The 26,666-nt window shown below is 71.3% G+C and carries 23 protein-coding genes; 13 read left to right on the top strand and 10 right to left on the bottom strand.

Annotation, left to right across the window (positions count from 1 at the left end):
• Positions 1 to 144: 144 nt before the first annotated feature.
• Genes AB0I04_RS13685 through AB0I04_RS13670 form a run of 4 tightly spaced genes read right to left on the bottom strand, consistent with a single transcriptional unit; the run spans position 145 to position 3,172 of the window.
• Positions 145 to 906 carry an amino acid ABC transporter ATP-binding protein gene (locus AB0I04_RS13685; RefSeq protein WP_360883361.1) on the bottom strand — a complete coding sequence of 254 codons (762 nt, stop codon included), beginning with the start codon at positions 904 to 906 and terminating at the stop codon, positions 145 to 147.
• Positions 906 to 1,556: an amino acid ABC transporter permease gene (locus AB0I04_RS13680; RefSeq protein ID WP_360883359.1), complete on the bottom strand. Its 651-nt coding sequence runs from the start codon at positions 1,554 to 1,556 to the stop codon at positions 906 to 908. The genes AB0I04_RS13685 and AB0I04_RS13680 overlap by 1 nt, the downstream gene beginning before the upstream one ends.
• Positions 1,556 to 2,296, bottom strand: coding sequence for an amino acid ABC transporter permease (locus tag AB0I04_RS13675; protein ID WP_360883357.1), 741 nt, complete (start codon positions 2,294 to 2,296; stop codon positions 1,556 to 1,558). Before AB0I04_RS13675 ends, AB0I04_RS13680 begins: the two co-directional genes overlap by 1 nt.
• A gap of 42 nt (positions 2,297 to 2,338) precedes the next feature.
• A complete protein-coding gene (locus AB0I04_RS13670) occupies positions 2,339 to 3,172 on the bottom strand; it encodes a transporter substrate-binding domain-containing protein (RefSeq protein ID WP_360883354.1) in 834 nt (277 codons plus the stop codon).
• A 293-nt stretch (positions 3,173 to 3,465) separates the two neighbouring features.
• Between AB0I04_RS13670 and AB0I04_RS13665 the strand changes: the two genes are divergently transcribed.
• Both AB0I04_RS13665 and AB0I04_RS13660 read left to right on the top strand, forming a co-directional pair.
• A complete protein-coding gene (locus AB0I04_RS13665; protein WP_360883351.1) occupies positions 3,466 to 4,329 on the top strand; it encodes an IclR family transcriptional regulator in 864 nt (287 codons plus the stop codon).
• A 19-nt stretch (positions 4,330 to 4,348) separates the two neighbouring features.
• Entirely contained in the window at positions 4,349 to 4,894 is a 546-nt protein-coding gene (locus AB0I04_RS13660) for a HEAT repeat domain-containing protein (RefSeq protein ID WP_360883348.1), read from the top strand.
• A 248-nt stretch (positions 4,895 to 5,142) separates the two neighbouring features.
• On the opposite strand, the gene AB0I04_RS13655 is transcribed toward AB0I04_RS13660, so the two are convergent.
• Both AB0I04_RS13655 and AB0I04_RS13650 read right to left on the bottom strand, forming a co-directional pair.
• Positions 5,143 to 6,450: a carotenoid oxygenase family protein gene (locus tag AB0I04_RS13655; RefSeq protein ID WP_360883345.1), complete on the bottom strand. Its 1,308-nt coding sequence runs from the start codon at positions 6,448 to 6,450 to the stop codon at positions 5,143 to 5,145.
• Positions 6,450 to 7,013 carry a hypothetical protein gene (locus tag AB0I04_RS13650; RefSeq protein WP_360883342.1) on the bottom strand — a complete coding sequence of 188 codons (564 nt, stop codon included), beginning with the start codon at positions 7,011 to 7,013 and terminating at the stop codon, positions 6,450 to 6,452. The genes AB0I04_RS13655 and AB0I04_RS13650 overlap by 1 nt, the downstream gene beginning before the upstream one ends.
• Positions 7,014 to 7,103: 90 nt before the next feature.
• Here AB0I04_RS13650 and AB0I04_RS13645 point away from each other — a divergent pair, with 90 nt between their 5' ends.
• Complete coding sequence (locus AB0I04_RS13645; protein ID WP_360883339.1) at positions 7,104 to 7,652, top strand: PadR family transcriptional regulator; 549 nt, start codon at positions 7,104 to 7,106, stop codon at positions 7,650 to 7,652.
• Positions 7,653 to 7,749: 97 nt separating this feature from the next.
• On the opposite strand, the gene AB0I04_RS13640 is transcribed toward AB0I04_RS13645, so the two are convergent.
• Positions 7,750 to 8,409: a C39 family peptidase gene (locus AB0I04_RS13640; protein WP_360883337.1), complete on the bottom strand. Its 660-nt coding sequence runs from the start codon at positions 8,407 to 8,409 to the stop codon at positions 7,750 to 7,752.
• Between the two features lie 162 nt (positions 8,410 to 8,571).
• On the opposite strand from AB0I04_RS13640, the gene AB0I04_RS13635 reads away from it, so the two are divergent.
• Positions 8,572 to 9,519: a DUF5996 family protein gene (locus AB0I04_RS13635; protein WP_360883334.1), complete on the top strand. Its 948-nt coding sequence runs from the start codon at positions 8,572 to 8,574 to the stop codon at positions 9,517 to 9,519.
• A gap of 15 nt (positions 9,520 to 9,534) precedes the next feature.
• Here AB0I04_RS13635 and AB0I04_RS13630 read toward each other — a convergent pair whose 3' ends face one another.
• Positions 9,535 to 10,470: an RNA methyltransferase gene (locus AB0I04_RS13630; RefSeq protein WP_360883331.1), complete on the bottom strand. Its 936-nt coding sequence runs from the start codon at positions 10,468 to 10,470 to the stop codon at positions 9,535 to 9,537.
• 602 nt (positions 10,471 to 11,072) lie between these two features.
• On the opposite strand from AB0I04_RS13630, the gene AB0I04_RS13625 reads away from it, so the two are divergent.
• The 6 genes from AB0I04_RS13625 (at position 11,073) to AB0I04_RS13600 (ending at position 21,355) form a co-directional block, all read left to right on the top strand.
• Entirely contained in the window at positions 11,073 to 13,586 is a 2,514-nt protein-coding gene (locus tag AB0I04_RS13625) for a substrate-binding domain-containing protein (RefSeq protein WP_360883329.1), read from the top strand.
• Between the two features lie 178 nt (positions 13,587 to 13,764).
• Positions 13,765 to 15,255: a sigma-70 family RNA polymerase sigma factor gene (locus AB0I04_RS13620; RefSeq protein ID WP_360883326.1), complete on the top strand. Its 1,491-nt coding sequence runs from the start codon at positions 13,765 to 13,767 to the stop codon at positions 15,253 to 15,255.
• 71 nt (positions 15,256 to 15,326) lie between these two features.
• A complete protein-coding gene (locus tag AB0I04_RS13615) occupies positions 15,327 to 17,012 on the top strand; it encodes an AMP-binding protein (protein ID WP_360883323.1) in 1,686 nt (561 codons plus the stop codon).
• A gap of 184 nt (positions 17,013 to 17,196) precedes the next feature.
• The gene (locus AB0I04_RS13610) at positions 17,197 to 18,636 is read left to right on the top strand and encodes a sigma-70 family RNA polymerase sigma factor (protein WP_360883319.1); all 1,440 of its coding nucleotides are present in this window, start codon (positions 17,197 to 17,199) and stop codon (positions 18,634 to 18,636) included.
• A gap of 289 nt (positions 18,637 to 18,925) precedes the next feature.
• Positions 18,926 to 20,398: a sigma-70 family RNA polymerase sigma factor gene (locus AB0I04_RS13605; RefSeq protein ID WP_360883316.1), complete on the top strand. Its 1,473-nt coding sequence runs from the start codon at positions 18,926 to 18,928 to the stop codon at positions 20,396 to 20,398.
• A 168-nt stretch (positions 20,399 to 20,566) separates the two neighbouring features.
• Positions 20,567 to 21,355, top strand: a complete 789-nt coding sequence (locus tag AB0I04_RS13600) for an isocitrate lyase/phosphoenolpyruvate mutase family protein (RefSeq protein WP_360883313.1) — start codon at positions 20,567 to 20,569, stop codon at positions 21,353 to 21,355.
• Positions 21,356 to 21,466: 111 nt separating this feature from the next.
• On the opposite strand, the gene AB0I04_RS13595 is transcribed toward AB0I04_RS13600, so the two are convergent.
• A complete protein-coding gene (locus tag AB0I04_RS13595) occupies positions 21,467 to 22,537 on the bottom strand; it encodes a phosphotransferase family protein (protein ID WP_360883310.1) in 1,071 nt (356 codons plus the stop codon).
• 280 nt (positions 22,538 to 22,817) lie between these two features.
• Between AB0I04_RS13595 and AB0I04_RS13590 the strand changes: the two genes are divergently transcribed.
• On the top strand, positions 22,818 to 23,507 hold the full coding sequence (locus AB0I04_RS13590; RefSeq protein ID WP_360883307.1) for a hypothetical protein: 690 nt from the start codon (positions 22,818 to 22,820) through the stop codon (positions 23,505 to 23,507).
• Here the strand turns inward: AB0I04_RS13590 and AB0I04_RS13585 are convergent.
• Positions 23,431 to 24,873 (bottom strand): PLP-dependent aminotransferase family protein, encoded by a 1,443-nt coding sequence (locus AB0I04_RS13585; protein ID WP_360883304.1) that lies wholly within the window; start codon positions 24,871 to 24,873, stop codon positions 23,431 to 23,433. The genes AB0I04_RS13590 and AB0I04_RS13585 overlap by 77 nt on opposite strands.
• Positions 24,874 to 24,908: 35 nt before the next feature.
• Between AB0I04_RS13585 and AB0I04_RS13580 the strand changes: the two genes are divergently transcribed.
• A complete protein-coding gene (locus AB0I04_RS13580; protein WP_360883301.1) occupies positions 24,909 to 25,577 on the top strand; it encodes a pyridoxamine 5'-phosphate oxidase family protein in 669 nt (222 codons plus the stop codon).
• 26 nt (positions 25,578 to 25,603) lie between these two features.
• Positions 25,604 to 26,647 carry a DUF2510 domain-containing protein gene (locus AB0I04_RS13575; RefSeq protein WP_360883298.1) on the top strand — a complete coding sequence of 348 codons (1,044 nt, stop codon included), beginning with the start codon at positions 25,604 to 25,606 and terminating at the stop codon, positions 26,645 to 26,647.
• The last annotated feature ends 19 nt before the right edge of the window (positions 26,648 to 26,666 follow it).

Raw genomic sequence — 26,666 nt, 5'->3', positions numbered from 1 at the left:
GACGACAGAAAGTCGGGACCGGGGGCCGTCTCGCGCTCGAATCACCGCCGGATCGCGCATCCGGCCTGGTCGGCGACGGAGCCGAATACCGGTTGCGCGCAGGGTGAATCGACGGCCGGTTCGCCGCCCTCGCCGATGGGGTGGTCATGTGTCCAGGACACGATGCAGAAACTGCTGGGTGCGGGCTTCGACGGGGTTCGCGAAGACACGATCGGGCGTCCCCTGTTCGAGGACCACGCCGTCGTCCATGAAGATGACCCGGTCGGCGGTGTCGCGGGCGAACCGCATCTCGTGGGTGACGACCACCATCGTCATGCCGTCTTCGGCGAGTGACCGCATGACGCCGGTGACCTCGCCGACGAGTTCGGGGTCGAGGGCGGAGGTCGGCTCGTCGAAGAACATGATCGCCGGGTCCATGGCGAGCGCCCTGGCGATGGCGACGCGCTGTTGCTGGCCGCCGGAGAGCTGGATCGGGTAGGCGTCGGTCTTGTCGGCGAGGCCGACCCGGGCCAGGACCTCCCGTGCGCGATCCTCGGCCTGCGCCCTTGGCATCTTGCGGACCTTCGTGAGAGCGAGGGTCACATTGCCGAGTGCGGTCCGATGCGGAAAGAGGTTGAACTGCTGGAACACCATGCCGACGTGCCCGAGGATCTCGGGCGCGCGCTTTCGGACATGGAGGGGCACCCCGTTGACCCAGACCTCGCCGTCGTCGGCACGCTCAAGGTCGCACATGATCCGCAGCAGGGTGCTCTTGCCGGAGCCGCTCGCGCCGATGAGGACGACGACTTCTCCCGCGCCGACCTCGATGTCGACGCCCTTGAGCACCTCCAGCGAGCCGAAGCGCTTGTGAACGCCGGTCAGGGTGATCTGCGCGGTGGTGGTCCGGCGACGATCCGAATCGGTCATCAGGTGGTCACTGCCTTTCTTTCCATCCGCCGGACGACCAGTGACAGCGGATAACAGATGACGAAGTAGAGGGCGGCGATGGTCAGGTACACCTCGCTGGGATGACCGACTCGATCGATGACCGACTGTCCCTCGCGGAGCAGTTCCGCGTACCCGATGACGACGGCGATCGACGTGTCCTTCACCAGCGAGAGGTACTGGCCGACCAGCGGGGGCAGCACGATCGCCCTCGTCTGCGGAAGGATCACTGAGCGGAACGTCTGGGCGCGTGACAGCCCCAGGATCCGCGACGCCTCCCACTGGCCCCGGGGAATCGCCTCGATGCCGGCCCGGAATATCTCCGCGATGTACGCCCCCTCGAAGAGAGTGAGGGCGAGCAACGCCGCTCCGAAGATCGAAATGCCCGCGATGTTGAGGTACGCCGCGCCGAAGTAGATGAACAGCATCTGGACCAGCAGCGGCGTCCCACGGAAGATCTCGAGGTAGCAGCGGCCCAGCTGAGCCAGGACCGGGATCCGGCCGGTCCGTACGACGGCGATGAGCAGGCCGATGAGTGTGCCGGTGACGATGGCCGCCACGGACAGCACGACCGTCGCCCACAACCCGTCGATCAAGGGGATGTGGTTGGACCAGATGACCGTCAAGTCCATCACGCCTCCCTGCGTGCGAGCGAGCCACGGCGGATCGCGCGCAGGACACCCTGCCGGGCCGCCCGGCTGGTGCTCACCGGCCGCAGCGGCGGTTTGAACGCGACTCGGCCGACGACCGCGGCCAGCAGTGAGACCAGGTTGGTCAGGATCAGGTAGAGGGCCGCCGCGATGGCGAACACCTGGACGGTGAGGAGATTGCGGGAGTTGATGACGGTGGCCGTTCCGGTGAGCTCGGGAACCGAGATCGCTGAGAGCAGCGACGACCCCAGGATGATCTGGATCAGCTGGTTGACGACCGCCGGGTAGACGTTGCGCAGCGCCTGGGGGAAGACGACGCGCGTGAAGGTCTGGATCGGACTCAGCGCCAGCACCCGGGCCGCTTCGCGCTGGCCGCTCGGGACGGCCTGGATGCCGGCGCGGAAGATCTCGGTCAGGTAGGCGCCGACGTTGACGCCGAGAGCGGCGATGCCCGCCTGCACCGGGCTGATCTTCAACCCTGCGGACGGCAGCGCGAAGTACGCGACGAACATCTGCAGAAGAACCGGCGTGTTACGAATGACCTCGACGTACGCGGCTGCGATCACGCGCGGCAGCGCGTACCGCGACCTGCGTGCGAAAGCACCGAGCATGCCGAGGAGGAAGGCAAGGGCGAAGGCGGCCAGCGAGATCTTCAACGACAGCCAGGCCGCGGTGAGATAAGTGGGCCAGTCCCGGAGGGCATAAGTCCAGTCGGCGAACATCGATCTCCTCCAGTGGCGGCGGCCGACGCCGCCGCCAGGGGCTCAGTAGGACGGGTTGAGCTTGAAGACGCGATCGACGCCGAACCACTTCTTGTACAGGGCGTCGCCCTCGCCGGAGGTGTTGAAATCGCGCAGCCAGGTGTTGACCCACTGCAGCCACGTGGGGTCGCCGGCCCGCACGCCGATGCCGTTGTACTCCAGCGGCACGACGGACGTACGCGTCACTTTCAGCGAGGGATCGAGCTTCGCCTGGTAGTTGAGGAAGTTCGAGTCCTCGACCATCGCGTCCGCCTGTCCCTGCTTGACAGCGAGCACCCCGGCGGACGACGTGTCGTACTCCTGGATCTTCGCCTGAGGGTTGCCCTTCTTCACCGCGTCGCCGTCGGTGGATCCCTTCGTGACGGCGACGGTCTTTCCGGACAGGTCCTTCAGCCCGGAGATGTTGCTCGACTTCTTCACGAGCAGCACCTCGCCGGCGACGACGTAGGGATCGGTGAACGCGATCTGCTTGGCCCGCTCCGGGGTGATGGTGAAGTTACAGACGACCGCGTCCACCTTGTTGGTCTGCAGGTTCGGGATGCGGTTGGCGGAGGTCGTGTCGATGACCTTCAGCTTGACGCCGAGCGCCTTGGCCATGGCACCGGCCACGTCGACGTCGAACCCCTGCGGCCGGCCGGACTGGTCCTTCGATCCGAACGGGGGGAAGGACAGACAGCTGGCGACGTTGAGCGTGCCCGCGCGGATGACCTTCTGCAGCGTGGAGTCACGCTGAGCGGTGGCCGCTCCTCCGCCGGAGGAGCAGGCGGCCAGCGAGCCGATGGCGATGCTGCCCGCGGACAGAGCGGCCAGCCGGCGAATACGGGAGTGACATCCCATGACGGGATCCCTTCGGGGGGTGATGCGGATGTGGGGTGCGGAGGGAGGCGGCGTGATCGGCAGAGGTCACGGCGCCGACGGCCGAGGGTAAGCTGTTCTGCAATGCAAAACGCTATTTCGTATTTTGGTGACGACAAGCTAACGAGCCCCCCGTTCCCACGTCAATGAGGTCCTGTTAACCCGTTGTAACGATTTGCTATGCAAAATATGATCTTGCTATACGGCATTGCCGTATGACAGGCTGCTGCGCGGTAGCCTCCGAAAGCCCATCCCCCGACGAAGGGACGCAGCGCGTGCCCGATCCCGGCACCCCGGCCGACGGCGGCGACACGACCGGCTCTCGGCGCAACTCCTCGTCGTCGCTCCGGCGGGCGTTGGCCATCCTGCTGTTCCTGGCGGAGGATCACGGACATCCGCCTGGCACCACGCTGGCCGAGCTCTCGACCGGCCTCCAGCTGAGCAAGAGCACCGTCCTCCGGCTGATCGCGCCGTTGCGGGACGTACGCCTGGTGGATCAGGACCCCGAGAGCGGCCGGTACCATCTCGGGCCGCAGAACGCCCTGCTCGGCCAGCTCTATCTGGAACGGCTCGACATCCGAAGGGCGGTCGCCCCTTTCCTTCACGAGCTCGCCGGGCGGATCGGGGAGACGGTCCACCTGCTCACCTTCGACCCGCCGGAGATCGTCTACATCGACAAGGTCGAGAGCCCGAAGCCCGTGCGAATGCACTCGCGCATCGGCAGCCGGCAACCCGCCTACTGCACTGCCACCGGCAAGGTCTTCCTCGCGCACTCCACCGACGAGGTCTTCGCCAAGGTCGTCGCGGAGGGCATGCCGGCGCGCACTTCCAACACCATCACCGGCCCCGAGCGGCTGCGCGCCGAGCTCGAGGCGGTACGGCGACACGGCTATGCCATCGACGATGTGGAGAACGAAGAAGGAATCCGGTGCGTCGCCGCACCGATCTTCGACCACCGTGGCGCCGTCACGACGGCGATCAGTGTCTCCGGTCCGGCCTCACGCGTCACGCTCGACCGCGTCGCCGAGATCGGCGGGCTCCTCGTGACCACGACCAAGTCCATCTCCGAGCACCTCGGCGGCGCTCCGGCACCGGGCGGCGCCGCGCGGCCGGGAAAATCGGTTGGCGGGGCTCCGTGAACCGGTGAGACTCGGCTCCGTGACCGTGGTGCCGATGCTGCCACCGACCGCTACCGACGACGACCTGGTGCGGGCGCTGGGGAGCGCTCCTCGTGCGACCGCGGCGTACTTCGCGCTGCTCCGCCGGGGCGTGACGGGGGTTCCGGCGATCCGGCAGGGTCTGCGGGATGCCGACGCGGGGGTCCGCGAGCAGTGCTGTCGCCTCCTCGACCAGTTGCTCGTCGAGGACGCGCTGAACGACCTGGTCGCGATGCTCGACGACGAGAACGCCCGGGTGCGCGTGGCCGCCCTCCACGCGCTGTCCTGTGACCGCTGCAAGCAGGATTCCTGCCGCCCTGCCGAGGCCTCCGTTTTGCCTCCCGCGATGCGGCTGCTGGCGGAGGACCCCGATCCGCACGTCCGGGCGATGGCGGTCGAGCTCGTCGGGCGTTTCGCGCATGGCAGTGCGGGCGCGGAGGCCGCGCTGGTGCGTTCGCGGGACGGAGACGCGTCCCCGGCCGTACGGAAGAAGGCGGGCTGGTACGCCCCTGGCGGGACGATCCACCGTAAGACTCGCCCGCGCTGACGCGCCCGCGGCCGGCGTTCACGGCCCGGTACCGGCCGGAGCCGCCGCGCACCGCCGGACCGGCCACCACCAGTGTCGCGGCCTGAGGTCACCGGTCGTCGGTGCTCTCCGCCGGCACCCGTTCCGGTGCCTCTCACCCGGGACGTCGGAGCCGGCGGCGCGCCCCGGACACGTCGCGGGGACGAAGTTCGCGGATCCACTGAGGCCACCGTACGGACTCGGCCGCGACCTGGGGAAGCGGCCCCCGTTCAGTCCGCCAGCCAGTTGCCGTGGAAGCCCGCCGGTACGCGGCGCGGGAGGCGTACAGAGGCGGCGAACTCCAGCTCGGCGGCGTCGAGGACGAGCAGTTCCGAGCCCTCACCGGCGCGGTCGGTGACGATCGACAGCAGCCATCCGGCGTCCTCGGCACGGGCGTCGGCCGCGGGGACGAACACCGCCTCGCCGGGAGACCTGCCCAGGTCCCGTACGCGGGCGCGGCCGGCGCGGGTGTCGTACTTGACGATCGCGTCGCCGGTGACGGTGTAGAGGAAACGGCCGGCCCTGCCGAGCCGGTCGTCGTTGAGGGTGGGGAACTCGACGTTGCGGTCGTCGAGCGGCTCTTCCTTGACCGCGCCGGTCGCCGGGTCCAGCGTCCATCGGTACAGGGACGCGCCTCCGCTCGCGGCCGCGGCGGCGGCCGGGTCGGGTGCGCCGCCGATGCGCTCCCAGGAGCCGGTGAAACCGGCGCGGGTGTAGCGGACGGCGTCGAGCGTGATGCGGCCCTGGGCGTCCTCGGTGGCGTTGCCGACGTGGAAGACGTAGCAGGGGTCGATGGGGTACCACCGCGTCTCGCCGCCGTCTCGTGGCATCACCCCGAGCCGCGCGCCGTACGCGTCGTCCCAGCGGTACGGCATACCGGATCCGAGGAGAGCCGTGTCGAAGACCACCGGCAGGTCCAGCCAGATCACGTGGTGCTCGGTGATCGTGAAGTCGTGGATCATCGTCGGTCCCGGGACGTCCACGACCCGGCTCTCCACCAGCTCGCCCGCCGCCGAGAGACGGTGGTAGCTGAGGTACGGGGGGACGAAGCCGTAGCCGAAGAAGTGCAGCTCTCCGGTGACCGGGTCGGTCTTCGGATGCGCGGTCATGGCGGTCGTCAGCCGGCCGCCGAAGTCGTACGGCCCGACGGTGTCCAGCTGGGGCGTCATCTCATGCGGCAGTCCCGTCTCGACGAGGGCGAAGATGCGGCCCGCGTGCCGGATGACGCTCGTGTTCGCCGGTGTCGCGGTCAGGTCGACCCCGTCCGGGCCGGCGAACGGCGCGCCTTCCAGCTCGCGGGTCCGGACCCAGCGGTTGCGGTACCACTCGGCGCGGCCGTCGCGGAGGCGGACGCCGTGGAGCATGCCGGCTCCGGCGAACCAGTGGCCGGGGTCCCGGCCGGGGAGGGGGTTGGGGCCGTTGCGGAAGTAGCGGCCGGTCAGCTCGGGGGGCAGGGTGCCGGTGACCGGCAGGTCGACGGCGTCGATCTCGTCGGCCACTGGGGCCTTCAGGCCGGTGAGGTAGTCGGGGAGGTTCATCAGGCGGCGGCGTTCTGGCGGGCCCGGACGGTCTCGGGGTAGCGGGCGGTGAACAGCGCCGGGAGGACGAAGCCGGCGACCTTGACGGCGATGCTCAGCCCGGTGGCGTGAGGCGCGACGTCGACCAGCACGGCCAGCACGATCGCCATCGCGGTGAAGGAGAGTGCCCACGCGGCGGTGATGACGGCGTTGACCCGGTAGAAGATCGGGCTGCCATGGATCTCCGGCGGGGTCATCGTCCGGGCGATGCCGAGGGTGAAGGGCCGGCGGATGGCCAGGGACCCCCAGGCGACCAGGGCGAGCCAGGCGTCGGAGACGGCCGAACCGTACGCGCCGAGGGGCGCCTTGGCCATGGTGAACGCCGCTATGGCGAGCGCGCCGAAGAACGCCATCGAGGTCACCTCGATGATCAGGGCGTCCCAGGGGCGGCCCTTCCGGCGCTCGGACGCGAGGAGCACGACCGCCAGGACGGCGCCGACGAGCGCGCCGTACCGGGAGTCGTGCGGCGTGCTGATCACCGCGAAGGCGATCCAGGGGAGAAAGGTGCGGAGGTAGCTGAGCACGAGGCGCTCCCGATGACGTTCCAGTAGTGACAGGTCGAAAGTAGAACCTCCACTAGCGACATGTCAACAGTGGAAGGTAGGCTCTGGTTCATGAGCCTCCGACACGCCGTGCTCGGCCTGCTGTCCGAAGGGCCCGCCAGCGGCTATGACCTGCTGAAGATCTTCGAGATCTCGCTCGCCAACGTCTGGCCGGCGACCCAGAGCCAGCTGTATGGCGAGCTCGGCAAACTCGCCGACGCCGGGTTCGTCACCGTGGTGGCCGAAGGCCCCCGCGGCCGCAAGGAGTACGCGATCACCGACGCCGGCCGGGCCGAGCTGCGCCACTGGCTGACCGAGGTCGAGCCCACCCCGGTGGCCCGCCGCAGCGACATGCTCCTGCGCGTGTTCTTCCTCGGCATCCTCGAATCCGAGGAGGCTCGCACGTACCTCCGCCGCCGGGCCGAGGCCGCAGCGGAATATCACCGGAACCTCACGGAGCTGCTCCCGGTCGTCTCCGAAGGCGAGGAGTCGCTGTCGGTATACGGCCGGATCGCCCTCGAATGGGGCCTGCGGTTCACGGCCACCCAGCGGGACTGGGCCGAATGGGCCGAGCAGGAGCTCGAGCGGATCCGGAAGTCTCAGGACGCCTCGGAGTCATGACCGGCCGCCCCGGACGCGCGAAAGGCCGGCCCCCTCCGAAGCGTCGGAGAGGACCGGCCGTTACCGTACGGATGCCCTGGTCGGGCGGGCGTCCGGCTCAGCTGGGGTAGAAGCCGATGAGGTTCTTGCCGCCCTTCGACATTGCGGTCCAGGACGAGCTCAGCGACGAGTGGTGGAAGGTGTTGTCCGCCGGGTCCCACCAGTACAGCTGCTTCCCGTGGGAATCGGAGTGGTAGCCGTAGATGACCATGACGTGGCCGGCCTTGTCGCTCGAATGCGGCCCCCATGGCTTCGCGCCGACCAGCACCCGGGCGATGACCGCGTGCTTCGCGGTGCCGATGGCGTAGGTGACCGCGTTCCATGTGAAGCCCGCGGACGTGGGATGAAGGTTCTGGTAGTAGGAGCCGCGATGGATGACGCGGTTGACGCCGATCGCGACCCAGGCGGTGCCGGTCCCGTTCGGCGCCTTGGTCTTCATGTACCCGGCGATCGTCTTCTGGCTGGGCAGGGACTTCTTCGGCATCCACGTCGACGCGACGGCGCGCCCGGCGGCCGGGGCGCAGTAGTAGTACGTCGACTGCTCCTGCGTGACCAGCTTCACCGTCTTCGTGACCGCGGCCGCCGACACCGTGCCGGCGGGCTTCGCCGGAACGGCCGCGGACGAGGAGACGGTGGACGCCTGGGCACCGGTCGCGGCTGCGAGGACGAGCGGCGACGTGAGAGCGAGGGCGGAGGCGAATAGACGAACCTTTGCCACAAAAGCCTCTTTCGGGGGATTAAAAGCGGCGGAGAGGACCGGTCCGGGTGCTCAGTATTGGGTCCGGATAACGCCGCATACAGAGCCTGGAGCCCTATTTCGGATTGAGCCGCTGGACCTACCGCAGGTCTGGGCGCGGCCCGTGCGGGGAAGAGGGATCGCATGGAGCTGTTCCCCGCGATGCCGCTCGCCGAATGGCAGGACACCAAGGAGACGATTCACCGTTTCGCCCAGGTGGTCGGGAAGGTCAGGCTCGCCGCCGGGATTCGGCGCGACCACTGGTGGGGCGTTCCCTTCCACCTGACGGGACGCGGACTGACGACACGGCCGACGGGCCGGGCCGACGGCGGCCCGATCTTCGCCATCGACTTCGACTTCGTCGCCCATCGGCTGATCGTCTCCACGCTGGACGGCGAGGCGGCGTCGTTCCCGCTGTCCGGCCGGTCGGTCGCGGCGTTCTACCGGGACACCCTGCGAGTGCTGGCCCACCTGGGGGTCGAGGTCGACCTGGCCATCCCGCGGCCGTTCGACCTGCCGGACTCCGGCCGGCCGTTCGCCGAGGACACCGAGCACAGGGCGTACGACCCCTACCTGGCCACGCGGTACTGGCAGGTGCTGAGCCAGGTGAACCTTTTGCTGGAGGAGTTCGCCGCGGGCTACTCGGGGAAGATCAGCCCGGTCCACCACTTCTGGCACACGTTCGACATCGCGTGCACACGGTTCTCCGACCGCGTGGTCGACCAGCCGCCCGAGGCCGATCCGGTGACCCGCGAGGCGTACTCCCGCGAGGTGATCAGCTTCGGCTTCTGGTTCGGTGACGAAGCGTTCCCCGAGCCGGCCTTCTACTCCTACACGGCGCCTGAGCCCGGCGGGCTGGCCGAAGAGCCCCTGGCCCCCGCGGCCGCGCAGTGGACGCCGTTGCGGGGCGGCCACCTGGCCGTCCTGCGGTACGACGACGCGCGGGCCGAGCCGGATCCCCGCGCCGCCGTGCTGGCGTTCTACGAGAGCGCCTACCAGGCCGGCGCCCGCCTCGCCGGCTGGGACATCGCCGGGCTCGCCTCACCGGGCGGCGTCACCGATCCGTACTGGAGCGAGTCTCCACCCGAATGACATCGGAGCGCGGGCTCAGTCGCGGATCAGTTCGTGGCAGGCGATGGCCGTGGCGGCGACCACGTTGAGGGAGTCGACGCCCAGTTCCATCGCGCCCGCGCTCATGGGGATGCAGACCGGATGGTCGGCCTCCCGCAGCCAGCGCGAGGACAGCCCGTCGCCCTCCGTACCGAGCAGGAGGGCGGCCCGCTCGCCCCGCGGCACCTTGTGCAGCGGCACCGCCGACTGGTCGGGAGTCAGGGCGAGCAGCGTGAACCCGGCGGCGCGCACCTCGGCCAGGCCGTCGCGCCAGTCGGCCATCCGTGCGTACGGAATGGCGAACACCGCACCCATCGACACCTTCACCGACCGCCGGTAGAGCGGGTCGGCGCACCGGGGCGAGAGGATCACAGCGTCGATCCCCAGCGCCGCCGCGCACCGGAAGATGGCCCCGACGTTGCCGTGGTCCACCAGATCCTCGAGCACGAGGATCCGGCGCGGGGGCGCCGAACGTCCCCGGCCACCGTCGCCCCCATCGTCGCCGGCCCCTCCGGCAGGCCCGGTGCCGCTCGCGGAATGGGTGGCGTCACCTTCGCCTCGCCCGCCGACCCCTCGGGCGGGCACGTCACCGGCCAGCACGGCGCCGACCGACGGCAGGGGCAGACGCTCCATCGAGGCCAGCGCCCCGCGATGCACGGCGAACCCGGTCACCGCCTCGACCACGTCATCGTCCGCGACGTACACGGGAGCGTCGCCGAACACGTCGGACAACGGCTCGACCCACCGCCGCGCCGTCAGCACCGACCGCACCGGATACCCGGTCGCGACCGCCCGCCGGATGACCTTCTCCCCCTCGGCCATGAACAGCCCGTGCTCGGCCTCCAGGCTCTTGCGCAGGTTGACGTCGCGAAGGCGCACGTAGTCGGCGAGTCGCGGGTCGGCGGGGTCGGTCACGGGGATCAGGCGGGCCATGACCTTCAGTATCGCGCTATGCCGGGAGTGACCACCGCCGACGCCTCGGACGCGGCCGAGGCGCGGGCGTCGCGGTCGGTGCAGAGGCACTGGCCTGGACCGCCGCCACGGGCGGGACCAGGGTCACCGATGGGACCAGGGTCACGGGCGGTGGCGACCGCACCGGGCCGGCCTGGCGCCGTACCTGATGGGCGGCCGCCCGACGCGCGCCGGGCCGATCGCTCTGGGGCCGGCGGTGGCCGGAACGGCCGCGGACGGGAGAGAGTCACCGGCGGGTTGACGCGTGCTTGACAAGTCGGTCCGCATCGTCAGTGCGGGACGGCCGGTGCGACTCCGGGTGACAGAGTGACCACATTCCACGGGCGAGGCGGTGAACGGACGGTATGAACGCCGACGCCCCGGTCCGGCGCGGTCTCGGGGGGTGATGGCGCGCTCCGGATACCGGAAAAGAGCTTCCGGGACGGGACACCGCAGGGTTTGCAGTGGATCTTTACTGGACTGACCTGCGGCATCATCGTATTTGATCATCTTTGTTACGAATTGCGAAGACCGCTACAGTTCCGCTCTACACTCAGCCCAGACCGCCGCGAGATGGGACAGCCGTGAGCCGACGTCGCCGCAACGACATGCCCCCGGGTGAGACGCCCGGCGACGGCCATCCGCCGTCGGGAGACGGTCGGACGACCGGACCCCAGGCGTACGGCGACGGTTCCGGTCCCTTCGCGCCGCGCCCGCCCGAGTGGGGCGGTCCCGGCCAGGACGCGCGGGGCGCCTACGGCGCCGCCGGCGGCCCCGGCCCGGCCCCGAACGAGGGGAACGACTACGGCAACGTTCCCTACGGCACCGGCAACTCCGGCCCGGGCGAGCGCGACGGCCACCGCGGTGGCTCCTACGGACCCGGCGGCGGCGGGCCGAGCGAGCGTGACCCCTACGGCAACGGCTCGTACGGGCCCGGCGGTCGGCCGGGCGGACGCGACCCCTACGGCAACGGCTCCTACGGAGCGGGCGGCAATCAGCCGGGCGAACGTGACGGCTACGGCAACGGCTCGTACGGGCCCAGTGGCGGCCGCCCGGGTGAGCGCGACCCCTACGGCAACGACCCCTACGGCAACGATCCCTACGGACCCAGTGGCAATCAGCCGGGCGACCACGACGGCTCCCCCTCGTACGTGGCGAGCGGCGGGTTCTTCGGCCGGCAGGGCGGCGGCCTGGCCGGACCCGGCGGTGGCTCCGGCTACGGCGGCGGGCCGGGACAGCCGGGGGGCGGCCCGGGCGGGCAGGGTCGCGGCCCGGGAGAAGGCGGTCCCGGAGGGCCGGGGCGTCCGGGCTCCGGCGGGCCGGGACAGGGCGGCTCCGACGAGGGCCGATCGGGGCCTCCCGGTACCGGTCGGCGCCGGATTCAGCGACGGCGTTCCATCAGTGCCCTGGTCGGCCCGCTGGCCGGTGCGGTGGGGCTGGCCATCCTGCTCGGCGCGGGCGTGTACGCGCTCGCCGACAGCACCAAGTGCGGCGGCACGCCGATCAACCTCAAGGTCGCCGCGGCGCCGGACATCGCCCCGGCGGTCAGCGACATCGCCACGTCGTTCACCAAGGAGAGGCACTCCGTCGACGGCAAGTGCGTCAAGGCGACGGTGAAGGCCGCCGACCCGGCGAGCACGTCCACGATCCTGTCCGGTCAGGGCGCGGTGCCGGGCGACGTGTCCCCGGACGTGTGGATCCCGGACTCCTCGCTGTGGATCACGTTGATGCGCAGCTCCCCGAAGGGCGCTGCCGCCGTCAACAGCACGCCGACGAGCGTGGCCGAGACCCCGCTCGTCGTCGCGACCACCCGGACCTTCGCCAACAAGATCCAGGGCCAGGGCATCCGGCCGACCTGGGACATGCTGCTCAAGGCCACCGACGCCCTCGCCGCGGGCGCGGTCAGCAAGAACGACATGCTGCCCGCCGACTCCGTGCACCTGCAGATCCTCGACCCGAGCCGTAACGCGGGCGGGCTCGGCGCGGTCGTCATGACGCGGATGCTGCTGCAGGGCGACCCGAACGCCGACGCCATCTTCACCCAGATCGCCCGCAAGGTGCAGAACAGCATCTCGCCGAACACCCAGGCGCTGTTCGCCAGCTTCCACCGGAACCTGCACGGCCGGGCGCCCGTGGTGATCGCGCCCGAGCAGGCCGTGTGGAAGTACAACCAGGGCAAGCCCGCCGCGCCGGCCAGCGCAATCTATCCCAACGAGGGCATGCTCAACCTCGACCACCCCTTCGCGCTGACCACCGACGACGACACGAAGGTCCGCGCGGCGGCGCTGCTGGAGAAGGCGATGAGCACCGAGCAGGCCCATGCCGCCGTGCGCGCCCTCGGCTTCCGTACGCCCGACGGCCGAGCGGGCACCGGGTTCGGCAGCGCGAGCGGCCTGAGCCCGCGGATCCCGCGGGCCCTGCCGACGCCGGCGTCGAACGATGTCACCGACGTCATGCAGGCCTGGACGAAGCTGTCGCTGCGCACCCGGATGCTGACGCTCCTCGACGTGTCCGGGTCCATGTCGCAGCCGGTCGGCAAGGGCGTCACGCGGATGGAGGCGACCGCGCAGGTGGCCCAGGGCGGCCTGGCGATGCTGCCCGACGACACCGACCTGGGGCTGTGGACGTTCTCCACGAACCTGCAGGGCACCCAGGACTACCGCACCGAGGTGCCGATCGGCCCGCTGTCCACCCGACTGGGGTCGGGGACGCGACGGCAGGCGATCCTGTCCGCGCTCGGCCGCGTACGGCCGAAGCCCGACGGCAACACCGGGCTGTACGACTCGGTGCTCGCGGCGTTTCGGTCGATGAAGAAGACGTACAGGACGGGCTACTACAACTCCGTCCTCGTGCTGACGGACGGCAAGAACGACGACGTCAACGGCATCTCGCTGAGCAACCTGCTCCGGACGTTGCGGAAGGAGCAGGACCCGACCGAACCGATCATGGTCCTGTTCATCGGGTTCGGCCCGGACGTCGACATGGCGTCCATGCAGCGGATCGCCGCGGAGACCGATGGCGCGGCGTACCAGGCGATGAAGCCCCAGGAGATCCAGCGGATCTTCCTGAACACGATCGCCCGGCGCATCACGCACTGACCTGCGGAAATCCGGCTCGGCGACCCGACCGCCGAGTCGGCTGAAAAAAATCTGGAGATCGTGTGAACCGTGGTCTCCGATGCGGCGTCTTTCATGTGGAGGCCCGACGGGAGCGGGGCGTCGGGCCTCCTTCTTATTTCCGGGGGCGCGTCCGACACCACACCTCCGGGAGGTCGCTGTGGCCGGTTGGCCCAGTCTCGGTCGCGTCGATGACCGCCGGTTGGCGCAGGAGCTGCGCGCCGGCGACGCCAACGCGCTCGCGCAAATATACGACGTCTACGCGCCACGTCTGTTCGACTACTGCCACGCGTTGCTGCGCGACGAGAACCTGGCGGCGTACGCGCTCCACGATTCCCTGATCGCCGCACTGGTCCACATCGACAAGCTGCGCGAGCCGGAGCGCTTCCGCAGCTGGCTCTACACGCTCGTACGCAACGAGTGCCTGCGGCTGCTCCGGGATCCGGAGACGCCGCCGGAGCGGCACCCGGCCACCGAGGAGGCCGACGACACGTTCCTCGACGCCGATGAGCGGCGGCGACGCCTGGAGACCCGCCGGCTCGTGCAGAGCGCCCTTGCCGGGCTGCCGGGCCGGCACCGCGAGGCGGTGGACCTGGCCGTCCGCCATGAGCTGTCCGCCGAGGAGCTGACCGGCGTTCTCGGCGTCTCGGCACAGCAGGCGATCGAGCTGGTCGCCGAGTCCCGCGACGAGCTCGAGGACGCCCTCGCCGCCGCCGTCATCGCGCGCACCGGCCGGGACGACTGCCCGAGCGTCGCCGCGCTGGTCGACGAGCACGAGTGGCCGCTGCCGCCGGAGGTCTCCCGGAAGCTCGTCCGGCACACCGCCTCCTGCCCGACCTGCCGGGAGCGCCGCACGCGCAAGGTGTCGACGAACCGGTTCCTGCAAGTGCTGCCGGTCGCGGCGCTCCCCTCCGGCCTGCGCGAGGCCGTCCTGTCCCTGGCCGCCGCCCCGGACCGGCACGAGACCCGGATGCATCTCGCGCAGCGCGCCGAGCCGTTCGACGCCTGGGGCTGGCCGGCGAACGCGGAACGCGTCCGGACGGCCCCCGAGGACGCGCGGAAGGGTGTGCCCCCGCTGTGGCCGGCCGTGGGCGCCGCCGCGTGCGTCCTCCTGGTGGCCGGCGCGATCTTCCTGGTCACCGGCGGCTCGTCCTCCCGGCACCCGTCCGGCGACGCGCGGCGCCCCGCCGCTGCCGGGACCGCCGGCCCGTCCGACAGCCCGTCGGCCGAGGACATCCCGGACTCCCCCGGCCCGTCCCCGACGTCGACGACGCCCACGCCGACCCCCACACGTACGTCCAGGACGCCGACGCCGACACCGTCGAGGCGGAAGGCGACGCCGCGGCCCACCCGCAGCCGGACGCCGACCGCGAACCCGACCCCGGGCACGCTCGTCGTCGCGTCCACCGGGACCGGCGACTCCCGTACGGTGAAGCTCACCGCGCGGGGCGGCACCGTGCGCTGGTCGGCGAGCCGGGGACAGTACGTCAACCTCACCGGCCCGACGAGCGGCAGGCTCGCGGCGGGGCAGTCGGCCGTCCTGTCGGTCACGGCCGACACGATCGCCGCGTGCGCCGCGCTCCCGCCCGTGGCGAAGTCCGGTGTCTCCTTCTCCCCCACGGGCGCGGTCTCGCTGACCTGGACCTGCTGAGGCCGTTCAACCTCCGGAGGGAGTGACAGAGCCCTTACGGAACGCGCGGGTGAGGTGCCAAGATTCGCGACATGACTCCTGACGTCGCGACATTCCGAGCCGCCCGCGACTTCCTGCTGGCGAACGCCGAAGACTACGAGACCGCCTACCGGGGCTTCCGCTGGCCGGACGTCATCGGGTTCAACTGGGCGCTGGACTGGTTCGACGGCGTGCTGGCCGCCGAGACCCCCGACCGGCCGGCCCTGTGGATCGTCGAGGAGGACGGCTCCGAGCTGAAACTGACCTTCGCCGAGCTCGCCGACCGGTCGAGCCGGGTCGCCGGTCGGCTGCACGAATGGGGCGTACGCCGCGGCGACCGGATCCTGCTCATGCTCGGCAACCAGGTCGAGCTGTGGGAGACGATGCTCGCGGCGATGAAGCTCGGTGCCGTCGTGGTCCCGGCGACCACCCTTCTGACAACGGACGACCTGCGCGACCGGATCGAGCGCGGCGGCGTCTCCCACGTCGTGGCCGGCGCCGCCGACACCGCGAAGTTCACGGGCCTGGAGGGCGACTGGAGGCGGATCTCCGTGGGCCCGGCGGAGGGCTGGCTGACGTTCGCCGACGCGTACGGGCACGAGCCGTACGACGCCGTCGGCGAGACGACGCACGCCGGCGACACGCTGCTGCTCTACTTCACCTCCGGGACGACCGCCAGCCCGAAGCTGGTCGAGCACACCTACGCCTCGTACCCGGTGGGGCATCTGTCGACGATGTACTGGATCGGCCTGCGACCCGGTGACGTCCACCTCAACGTCTCCTCGCCGGGCTGGGCCAAGCACGCGTGGAGCAACGTCTTCGCGCCGTGGAACGCCGGAGCCTGCGTGCTGGTCCTGAACTACACCCGGTTCGGCGCGCCCGCGCTGCTGGAGGTCATGCGGCGGTGCGAGGTGACGACGTTCTGCGCGCCGCCGACGGTGTGGCGCATGCTGATCCAGGAGGACCTGACGGCGTGGCGGCTGAGCCTGCGTACGGCGGTCGCGGCGGGCGAGCCTCTCAACCCGGAGATCATCGAGCAGGTCCGCGAGCAGTGGGGCCTGACCGTGCGCGACGGCTACGGCCAGACCGAGACGACGGCGCAGATCGGCAACCCTCCGGAGCAGCCGCTGAAGCCGGGATCGATGGGCCGTCCGCTGCCGGGCTACCGGATCACGCTCGTCGATCCGGTCACCGGGGAGCCCGCCGACGAGGGAGAGGTGTGCATCGACCTGGCGGAGCGCCCGCTCGCGCTGATGGCCGGGTACCGCGACGACGCCGGGCGCACCGACGAGGCGATGTCCGGCGGCTACTACCACACGGGTGACGTCGCCTCGAAGGACGCCGACGGCTACGTCACGTTCGTCGGCCGCACCGACGACGTCTTCAAGGCCTCGGACTACAAGATCTCACCGTTCGAGCTGGAGAGCGTGCTGCTCGAGCACGACGCGGTGGCCGAGGCCGCCGTCGTGCCCGCCGCCGATCCGGTGCGCCTTGCCGTGCCGAAGGCGTACGTCTCCCTCGCGTCCGGGCACGAGGCGACGGCCGAGACCGCGCGCTCGATCCTCGCGCACTGCCGGGAACGGCTGGCCCCGTACAAGCGGGTGCGCCGCCTGGAGTTCGGCGAGCTGCCGAAGACCATCTCCGGGAAGATCCGGCGGGTCGAGCTGCGGGGCCTGGAGGGCGAGGAACGCCGCGCCGGCGAGTACCGCGAGGAGGACTTCCCGGACCTGACGACCTGATCAATTCGGTCACTCAGCGTCAGGGTTTCCCGCACAACGCAGGAATCGATCACTACGCGTTGTCAGCTATGCCACATTTGCTACCAAAACTGGCCTATCGGCCCGCGATTGGTGGCAGGATGCGTGAACCAAAGATGCCTATGAGGCGTCTGGGTCCGTTTCGGCGAGCACAACGGGAGGATCAGTGGCCGGGTGGCCGACGACCGACAGGGCCGATGACCAGCGGCTGGCACAGGCTCTGCGCGCGGGTCACACCACCGCCATGGCGGAGCTCTACGACGCCTACGCGGCGCGGCTGTACGACTACTGCCACGTGCTGCTCCGCGACCAGGATCTGGCCGCGCAAGGTCTGCAGGACTCTCTGATCATCATCCAGGAACGCATCGGATCGCTGCCGGACGCCCGGCTGTTCCGGGGATGGCTGTACGCCGTGACGCGGGCCGAATGCCTGCGCCGCCGCGCCGAGTCGGGGATCCCCGAGAACCGGCAGAAGGCGCGCGAGGCCGAAGGCCTCGTGGAGACGGACGAGTCGACGCGGCGGCTGGTCCACGCCGCCCTGATGGTGCTCGGCGGCCAGCAGCGCGAGCTCCTCGACCTCGCGCTGCGGCACGAACTCGACCCGCACGAGCTCGCCGAGATCCTCAACATGACGCCGCAGAACGCGTCGGTGCTCCTCGAACAGGCCCGCAACGACCTGGACGACGCGTTCGCGGCCGTCGTCGTCGCGGCGACCGGGCGCGACGACTGCCCCAGCGTCTCGGCGCTGGCCGGCCCGGAGGACCGGCCGCTGGACGCCGACACCTGCGGCAGGCTGGCGCGCCACATCGGGAACTGCCCGATCTGCGGGCTGCGCGCCAACCGGAAGGTAGCGACCGCCCGGCTGCTCCACGCGATGCCGATCGCCGCCGTGCCGGAGGACCTGCGGCCACGCGTGCTCGGCATGGCGACGCCCCAGTACGCCGACATGCGGGCGACGGTCGCGATGCGGTCCGACCCGCCGGCGCCCGCACCCGACTACGAGCCCGACGACGAACCACGCCGCAAGGCGGGCGTGTGGGTCGCCGTCGGCGCGGCCGCCTTCGGCATCCTGGTCCTCGCGGGGATCTTCCTCGTACTGCCCGGCTCGGGCGGCAAGGAGAACTCCGGCAACCAGGCCGTCGCCGCTCCGCCCAGCGACTCGCCGAGCGGTTCCCCGTCCGATTCGCCGGGCAGCGCGTCGCCGTCCAAGACCAAGAAGTCGGGCACCCCCACGCCGACGCCGACGCCGTCGAAGAGCAAGACCCCGAAGCCGAAGCACAGCACCCACTCGCCCGGGACGACGACTCCGACCGAGACGACGCCCGCGCAGCCGCCGACGACCACGGGCACACTGTCCGTCTCCGGATGCAACATGGGGTGGTCGAGCCACTGCAGCGTGACGGTGACCGCGCAGGGCGGGTCCGTGCACTGGGCCGTCAGCGGGACCAGCGGGGCCATCAAAGCCGGTGGCAGCGGCGACCTCAGCGCCGGCGAGTCGGCCCACGTCACCGTGTCCCGTACGTACCAGGGCATCTGTATCGGCGGCGGCAGCGGCTCGGTGTCCTTCTCCTCCGGCGCGTCGGCCGGCGTGCAGTGGAACTGCTGATGGCTCCGCGCACGGTCCCGGTCGCACTGATCGAGAACCGCTGACGGAGCCGGGCACGGTCCCGTCCCGCTGATCGGGCACCGGCGACCTGGCCGCGTGAGATTTCGGTCGCCCCTGACCGAAGCACCTCCGGTGCCGGAACGGGCCGTGCGGCACTGTCACCATGAACACATTCATCGCGGAAGACGGCGAATATCCAGTCCGTTGATGGCAGGATTCGTGAACCGTACGGTACGCCTGGGACGACCGGGCTATGGGGGACACGAACCGATCAGCGGGGAGGATCAACGTGGCCGGTTGGCCGGGTATCGACAGGGCCGATGACCAACGGCTGGCACGGGCACTCGGCGCCGGCGACACCAACGCCCTCGCTCAGCTGTGCTCAGCGTACGTCGCGCGGTTGTTCGACTACTGCCACGTCCTGCTGCGCGACCAGGAGGCGGCCGCGCAGGCCGTGCACGACTCGCTGATCATGGTGCGGGAGCGCATCTCCGCGCTCCCCGACCAGCGGCTGTTCCGGGGGTGGCTGTACGCCACGACGCGCGCCGAGGCCATGCGCCGGCGGGTGGAGCTCCCGGCCGACCGCCGGCGGGCGCCAGAGGCCGACGCCGAGGGTGGCATCGACGAGGCGACCCGCGCGCTCGTGCACGCCGCCCTGCTGGCGCTCAGCGGACAGCAGCGCGAGGCGCTCGACCTGGCCGTACGGCACGACCTGGACACCGAGGAGGTCGGCCTGGTCCTGGCGAAGACGCCGCACGAGGCGTCGGTGCTGGTCGAGCAGGCCCGCAACGACCTGGACGACGCGTTCGCGGCCGTGGTCGTCGCGGCGACCGGGCGCGACGACTGCCCCAGCGTCCCGGCCCTGGCGGGCCCGCCCGGACAGCCACTGGACGCGGTGCGCTGCGTGACGCTGGCGCGGCACATCAGCGGCTGCCCCATCTGCGCTCTGCGGGTGAACCGCGACGTCCCCACGGCGCAGCTCCTGCGCGCCATGCCGGCTGCCGCCGTCCCGGAGAACCTTCGCGGCCGCATCCTGGCCACGGCGTTCTCCCCGGAGCACGCCCCGACCAGGGCGACGATCGCGATGCGCCTCGATCCCCCGCCGCCCCCGCCGCCCGCGCCGTCGGAGCCCGAGCAGCGGTCGCGGAAGGCGTCGCGCGTATGGGTCGTCGCCGCAGCGGCGGCCGGCGGCGTCCTCGTCCTGTGCGGCTTCTTCCTCGTGTCACCCGGCTCGGGCGGGTCGGGCGGCAAGCGGCCCGCCGACGGCCACGCCGCCGCGGCCGCCCCCGGCGGCTCTCCGTCCGACGACGGCGGCACGTCCTCCCCTTCGGCCGACGTCTCACCGACCGCCAAGAGCGCCTCGCCGACGCCGACCCCGACCGTCACGCCGACGCCGTCCGTGACCCCGACGCCGTCCGCGACGAGCCCGGCGGCACTGCCCACGCACCACGCGCGGCCCGGCCAGCATCGGCCGCACCCGTCGGCACCCTCCCACCAGCAGCCGGGCAGCCTCGCGGTCAGCGGATGCTCCATGGAACAGGGCGACTACGAGTGCCAGGTGAGACTGGTCGCCGAGGGAGCCCCCGTGAACTGGGCCGTCACCGGCACCAACGGCGTCAGCACGGGCGGCAGCGGCACCGCGTGGCCGAACCATCCCGTGTACCTCAACGTCAGCCGCCCGCACGATTGGTGCTGGGGCGATGGCAGCGGATCGGTCTCCTTCTCCACGGGCCAGGTCGCCCGCGTCACCTGGTCCTGCTGACCGCACGCGGCGGTCTCCACGGGCGGCACCCTGGGTGCCGGTCGCGGAGATCTCCGTCGAGACGGCCGGTCGCCGAGCCGCCGCGTCGGCCGGATGATCGACTGGTTCCCGGGGACGGCCGCCGAGTGGCCATTCCGGCCGCCCGGCCCAGCCCGTACGGTCGGCGTCATGGACCTGTCTGCCAAGAAGGCGCTGCTGCGCGCCCTGCACGACGAACACCGTCCCCTGATCCTGCCGAACGCCTGGGACGCGGCGAGCGCTCGCGTCCTCGTGGACGCCGGGTTCGCGGCCATCGCCACCGCCAGCCACGCGGTGTCCGCGAGCCTCGGTTACGACGACGGCGAGGCGGCGCCGCCCGAGGAGATGTTCGCCGCGGCCGGCCGGGTGACCCGCAGCGTCGACGTGCCGGTCTCGGTGGACGCCGAGGCCGGGTACGGCCTGCCGCCGGCCGAACTGGCCGACCGGCTGCGCGAGGCCGGAGCGGCGGGCTGCAACTTCGAGGACACGTTGCACGGCGGACCGGCCGACGCCGGCCGCGTCCTCGCCGACGTCGACCGGCAGACCGAGCGGATCGCCGCGCTACGGGAGGCCGACCCCGAGCTCTTCATCAACGCCCGGGTCGACGTGTACGGCAGCGGGGCGATGCCGGACCTGTCGGACGCCGAACGCCTGGAGGAGGCCGTCCGCCGTGCCCGCGCCTACCTCGACGCCGGCGCCGACGGAATCTTCACGATCATGGTCGCCGACGAGGCGGTGATCGCCACCCTCGTCGAGCGGATCCCCGCGCCGCTCAACGTGCTGCACCACCCCGGCATGCCCTCCCTCGCCCGGCTCGGCGAGCTGGGGGTCCGGCGGGTGACGTTCGGGCCCGGTCTGCACAGTGCGACGCTCGGCCTGCTGAGCCGCCTCGCCGAGGGCCTCCAGGCCGGTGAGGCCCCGGACGTGCTCACGTCCTGAGGGACTCTCAGCGAGCGGCCTGACCGTACGGGCGCGACGGCGAGGCCCCGGGCCGCCGCCGGAGTCTCGGCGGGCGGCCCAGCCGTACGAGCGGCGGGGCGGTGTCGGATCTCAGCGAGTGCCGTCGTCGAGGGTGCGGTGGGCGCGGTCGAGGAGGATCGGAACGGACTCGCCGATCCCCTCGAAACCCTCGCCCACCGTCGCCTTCTGCAGGTACCGCACGTGGATGCCCTCGAGCACGACGGCCAGCTTGAAACAGCCGAACGCCACGTAGAAGTCCAGGTCGGTGAGGTCGTAGCCGGTGGTCGCGGCGTAGCGTTCGGCGAACTCGCGGCTCGACAGGAACCCGGGCGCCGTTGTGACGGTCGAGCCCACCGGGATCGAACCGCGCTCGTCGTCGCCGGGATCGGTCCAGTACACCAGTGTCAGGCCGAGGTCGGACAGCGGGTCGCCGAGGGTCGACATCTCCCAGTCGACGACCGCCGCGATCTCGGGCTCCGGCCGGAGCCGTACGAGCGCGTTGTCCAGCCGGAAGTCGCCGTGCACCAGGCCGGTGAGCCCGTCGCCGGGCAGGCGGGTCGTGAGCCGCTCGACGAGCCGGTCGTACGAGGCGCGGGTGGCGTCGGCGAGGGTGGGGTGGGCGGGGACTGAGGCGTCCCACTGCTTGCGCCAGCGGGCGAGCTGGCGCGCCATGTACCCCTGGGGACGGCCGAATCCGGCGAGCCCCGCCTTCTCGACGTCGAGGGTGTGGATCGCGGCGAACGCGTCCGCCAGGCGCTCGCTGAGGGCGCGGGCCTCCTCGGGTGTGACGTCGGCGGCGTCCTCGACGGTGCGCAGTACGCGGCCGTCGACGTGTTCCATGAGGTAGAAGGGCGCGCCGATGACGTCCTCGTCCTGACACAGCGCCAGCGGCGTGGGCACCGGGACGTCGGTGCCGGCCAGCGCGGACAGCACGGTGTGCTCGCGGCGCATGTCATGGGCGGTGGGCAGTACGTGGCCGAGCGGTGGGCGGCGCAGCACGACGCGCCGGCCGCCGAGGCGGATGAGGTAGGTCAGGTTCGACCGGCCGCCGGCGAGCAGCTCGATGCCCGTGATCGGACCGCCGCTCGGCAGGTTGTCCTCCAACCAGGACGACAATCGCGGAACGTCGATCCCGGGAACTCCGGCGACCTGCTCGATCATGGACCCTCCACTCCGTTCCATGGCGACGCGCTGGGCGACGTTCGCCGGTCACGCGCCTATTAGAACGCGACTCGGTATCAGGACGCCAACCGGCCCCGTCCGGCCGGATCCGGCCCCGGTGGGGTACCGGCGCGTCACCAGGGGTAGGCATTCGGCCCGTTGGGGTATCAGAAAGGCGAAAGGTGACCGTAACCCCAAATGTCCTATGAGTGGGACAAACTTCCTTAATAAGCGGAACACCATCCGGGCACGGATCCGACCCGATGGAGGGAAACCGATAGTGGCCGACGCTTGGCTGCCTGGAGCCGGACGCCTGCACACCGCGCATGACGGTGGATCGCCCAGGGGAGGCGCGCCCCGTGCGGTCTGGCACACCAGCGAGAACGACCCGCATCAGATCTCCGCACGCTCGGTGGCCCAGCGTCTGGATCATGAGGGCCTCAGCGCCCACCTCGTGTGGAACCCCTCCACCGGCGAGATCGTGCAGATGGTGCCCGCCACGCGGGCGGCCGAACTGCTTTCCGGCGAGGTCGGCCGAGAGGGCCGCTCGTGTTTCCAGATCATGGTCGTCGGGTTCGCCCGCGAGCCGTTCACGGCGGGTCCACTGAACGGCCTGGAGAGGATCGTCGGCTGGCTCGACGGCTGGCGCGTGCCGCGCCGCTGGCCCGCCGGCGCGCCGCTCCCCCGGCCGGAGGCGTACGACGCCGTCCGCGAACGCCGGCCCTGGGCCCGCGGCGGGCACTACGGGGCGTCCCAGGTGCCAGAGGGGACCTCCTCGGACCCCGGCCGGATCGACATCCATAAGATCACCGGCCCGGAGGCGCCCGTGGGAATCCCGCGGCCTCGGATCCCCCCGAGTGAGGAGACCGGATCCGCCGACCCGGACGAACTGCTCAACCGACGGCCGCACGCGCTGGGCCGGATAGAGCCTCCTGGACCAGCGCACGCACCAGCGAGCAGCCACTCCTAACCTGCGCGAGCGTGGCACTGCCGTACCCGAGCTCGAGGCCGTGCACCGCCGGCGGTCCGTCGAACCGCCGGTCCAGTGTGGCGAGCAGGACGCCGCGTTCCGCCGCGCGCTCAACGACCCACTCGGCGACGCCCTGGGGCAGCGCGACAACGATGTGGAGCCCGGCGGTGTCCCCCAGAAGCGGAAGGTGACCCAGCGCGTCGACGACGGCCGCGCGCCGGCGCGCGTACTCCGCCCGCATCCGCCGTACATGGCGGTCCAGGTCACCGCGTTCCAGGAGGATGCGCACGGCCTCCTGCGGCACCACCGCCGTACGGTCGTTGACCTGCTCGCGCAGGTCCGTGATCGCCTCGACGAGGTCGGGGCGCCCCACCAGCCAGCCGACGCCGACGTCGGGCGCCAGCGTCTTGGACGTGGTACCGAGGTAGACCGTCACCTCCGGATCCAGCCCGTACAGCGCGGGCAGCGGCGCCACGTCGTACCGGAACTCGCTGTCGTAGTCGTCCTCGGCGATCAGCGCGCCGTTGCGCCGCGCCCACGCCAGCAGCGCCTGGCGGCGGGGCACCGGCAGCCGGCCGCCGAGCGGGTACTGGTGCGACGGCGTGGTGTAGACGATGCGCAGCCCGTCGGGGAGCGCGTCGACGATCAGGCCGGACTCGTCCACCGGGCACGGCACCACCTCCGCGCCGCGCATGGCCAGGGTCGACCGGGCCTTGGTGTAGCCCGGCTCCTCGACGCCGACCCGGTCACCGGGCCGCAGGACCACCGCCCCCAGCAGATCCAGGCCGTTCGTCGCGCCGCGTGTGACGAGCACCCGGTCCACCGGGCACGTCACGCCGCGACTGCGCCGCAGGTAGTCGACGAGCGCGGCGCGCAGGCCGGGCAGGCCGCGCGGATCCGGCCGTCCCGCCGGGGGCACGGTCGCCGCGAGCCGCCAGGCGCGCCGCCACGCGGGCGTGTCCAGCCCGTCGACCCACGGCATACCGGGCCTCAGGTCGATGGCCGCCCCCTCGCCCCCGGACCGGTCCTCCGGCACCGGCCTGAGAGCGCGGAGCGACCCGGAGCGCGGCGGTGCGATGTCGGCCACGTAGGTGCCCGAGCCGTGCCGGCCCTCGATCCAGCCCTCTGCGTACAACTGCTCGTACGCCTCCGTGACGACGGTGCGGCTGACCCCCAGCGCCGACGCCAGCGCCCGGCTGGACGGCAGCCGCTCCCCCGCCTTGAGGCGCCCGTCATTCATCGCCGCGCGCAGCTGCCCGCCGAGCTGGACGCTGAGGGGCGTCCCGGCTCCACGGTCGACGGTGAGCGGCAGGTCGAACTGGTCCCGCGACAAAGTGGTTCCCTTGTTCCGCAACGAAGTGGCCATACTGGACAGGCCACTTCGACCTTATCGTCATGGCCATGACGACTTCCGCACAGCATGACGCGACCTCTCCGGGCGGCCAGGCGCTGTCGGGGCTGTCGGGCACCGAGCGCACGCGTGTCCGCCGTCTCTCCGAGCGCGCCGCCACCGACCGGCAGGCGCTGTACGAGGTCCTCGACGCCGGGCGGATCTGCCACCTCGGCGTGATCGTCGACGGGAGCCCCCGGGTCCTGCCGACCGGGTACGGGCGGGACGGCGACACCCTGTACCTCCACGGTTCCACGGGCGCCGCGAGCCTGCGCGCGGGCGGCGAGATCTGCGTCACCGTCACCCACCTCGACGGCCTCGTCCTGGCCCGCTCGGTCTTCCACCACTCGATGAACTACCGCAGCGCCGTGATCTACGGCCGGCCCCGGCTCGTCACCGACCCGGAGGAGAAGCTCGCCGGGCTCCGCGCGGTGGTGGAGAACCTCGCGCCGGGCCGCTGGGACTCCGCCCGGCAGCCGACGCGCAAGGAACTCGCCGCGACGGCCGTCATCGCCCTCTCGCTCGAAGAGGCGTCGGTGAAGATCCGGCAGGGACCGCCCTCCGACGACGAGGAAGACTACGAACTGGACGTCTGGGCGGGCGTGCTCCCGGTACGCGAGGTCATCGGAGACCCGGTCCCCGACCCACTGCTGCGGCCCGGCATCGGGTATTCCAAATAGTGATATGAGCCACATACTCTGACCCCATGACTCCTGCGGGCTGGTACCGCGATCCGTACGGCAATCCGGGTCTCCTGCGGTGGTGGGACGGTCAGCAGTGGACCCAGGCGACGCAGCCCACCGGCGACGGTCAGCCGACCGCCTGGGAAGGGCCGCAGACGGTCGGCGAGGGCCAGCAGGCCACCCAGGAATGGGGCGGCGCTCAGCCCTCCGGCGAAGGGCAGCAGGCCACCCAGGGCTGGAGCGGAGTTCAACCCCCGGGCGAAGGGTGGGGTGGTGTTCAACCCGCGAGCGAAGGGCGTGGCGGTGTTCGACCCGCGGGCGAAGGGTGGAGCAGTGTTCAGCCCGCGAGCGGAGGCCCGCAGGCCTCCTGGGAGTGGAGCAGCGCCCCGCCGACGTGGGCGCAGAGCACGCCCGCGCCGTCCGCCGGCCGCCGCTCCCGGCTCCCCCTCCTAGTCGGCGGCGGCGCGGCCGTTGTGATCATCATCACGGTCGTCGCGATCCTGTTCGCCACCGACGTCTTCGGCGGAGGCAAGGGCGGCCACTCCCCGGTCACCGGGACGATCACCGACGCCCAGGCCGGGATCTCCTACCCGAAGCTGGGCGGAAAGTGGCATACCGAGGCCGTCACCGCCACGAGCCCCCTGGGCAAGCTGGGCTTCGACCAGGGAGAGGCCGCCGAGGTCATGGCCGACTACCAGAACGGCCAGCCGTACCTCGCGAGCGTCTACGGCGGAGCGGCCACCAACACCGTCCCCGTCCCGCCGGAGACCGAGGCCAAGGCACTTCTGGCGGCGCTGGAGCCGGCCGCCTACCCGGCGCACACGCGCCAGGACCTCACCTCCGCCTCCCACCCCGTCGGCGGGCACGACGGCTGGCTCCTGAAGGTGAAATTCACCTTCCCACAGGCAAAATCCGCGGGCTGGAACTTCCGTACGGAGACGGCCGCGATCCTGATCGTCGACCGCGGAAACGGCCGGTCCCCCGCGGAGTTCTACGTCTCGATCCCCGACAGCCACGGGCACCAGGGCGACCTCGATCTACTCCTGTCCTCACTCAAAGTGTCCTGACAGGACTTATGGTGAAGGT

It is taken from the genome of Actinoallomurus sp. NPDC050550 (assembly GCF_040655075.1).
GTDB lineage: Bacteria > Actinomycetota > Actinomycetes > Streptosporangiales > Streptosporangiaceae > Actinoallomurus.
This window is presented reverse-complemented; position numbering and strand designations above follow the sequence as displayed.

Bases quoted from the DNA above. Each gene is read 5' to 3' on its own strand.
- AB0I04_RS13645 (WP_360883339.1), top strand. From the start codon at position 7,104: ATGAGCCTCCGACACGCCGTGCTCGGCCTGCTGTCCGAAGGGCCCGCC.
- AB0I04_RS13595 (WP_360883310.1), bottom strand. From the start codon at position 22,537: ATGATCGAGCAGGTCGCCGGAGTTCCCGGGATCGACGTTCCGCGATTG.
- AB0I04_RS13670 (WP_360883354.1), bottom strand. From the start codon at position 3,172: ATGGGATGTCACTCCCGTATTCGCCGGCTGGCCGCTCTGTCCGCGGGC.
- AB0I04_RS13600 (WP_360883313.1), top strand. From the start codon at position 20,567: ATGGACCTGTCTGCCAAGAAGGCGCTGCTGCGCGCCCTGCACGACGAA.
- AB0I04_RS13680 (WP_360883359.1), bottom strand. From the start codon at position 1,556: ATGGACTTGACGGTCATCTGGTCCAACCACATCCCCTTGATCGACGGG.
- AB0I04_RS13585 (WP_360883304.1), bottom strand. From the start codon at position 24,873: ATGGCCACTTCGTTGCGGAACAAGGGAACCACTTTGTCGCGGGACCAG.
- AB0I04_RS13655 (WP_360883345.1), bottom strand. From the start codon at position 6,450: ATGAACCTCCCCGACTACCTCACCGGCCTGAAGGCCCCAGTGGCCGAC.
- AB0I04_RS13580 (WP_360883301.1), top strand. From the start codon at position 24,909: ATGACGACTTCCGCACAGCATGACGCGACCTCTCCGGGCGGCCAGGCG.
- AB0I04_RS13675 (WP_360883357.1), bottom strand. From the start codon at position 2,296: ATGTTCGCCGACTGGACTTATGCCCTCCGGGACTGGCCCACTTATCTC.
- AB0I04_RS13685 (WP_360883361.1), bottom strand. From the start codon at position 906: ATGACCGATTCGGATCGTCGCCGGACCACCACCGCGCAGATCACCCTG.
- AB0I04_RS13575 (WP_360883298.1), top strand. From the start codon at position 25,604: ATGACTCCTGCGGGCTGGTACCGCGATCCGTACGGCAATCCGGGTCTC.
- AB0I04_RS13635 (WP_360883334.1), top strand. From the start codon at position 8,572: ATGGAGCTGTTCCCCGCGATGCCGCTCGCCGAATGGCAGGACACCAAG.
- AB0I04_RS13615 (WP_360883323.1), top strand. From the start codon at position 15,327: ATGACTCCTGACGTCGCGACATTCCGAGCCGCCCGCGACTTCCTGCTG.
- AB0I04_RS13630 (WP_360883331.1), bottom strand. From the start codon at position 10,470: ATGGCCCGCCTGATCCCCGTGACCGACCCCGCCGACCCGCGACTCGCC.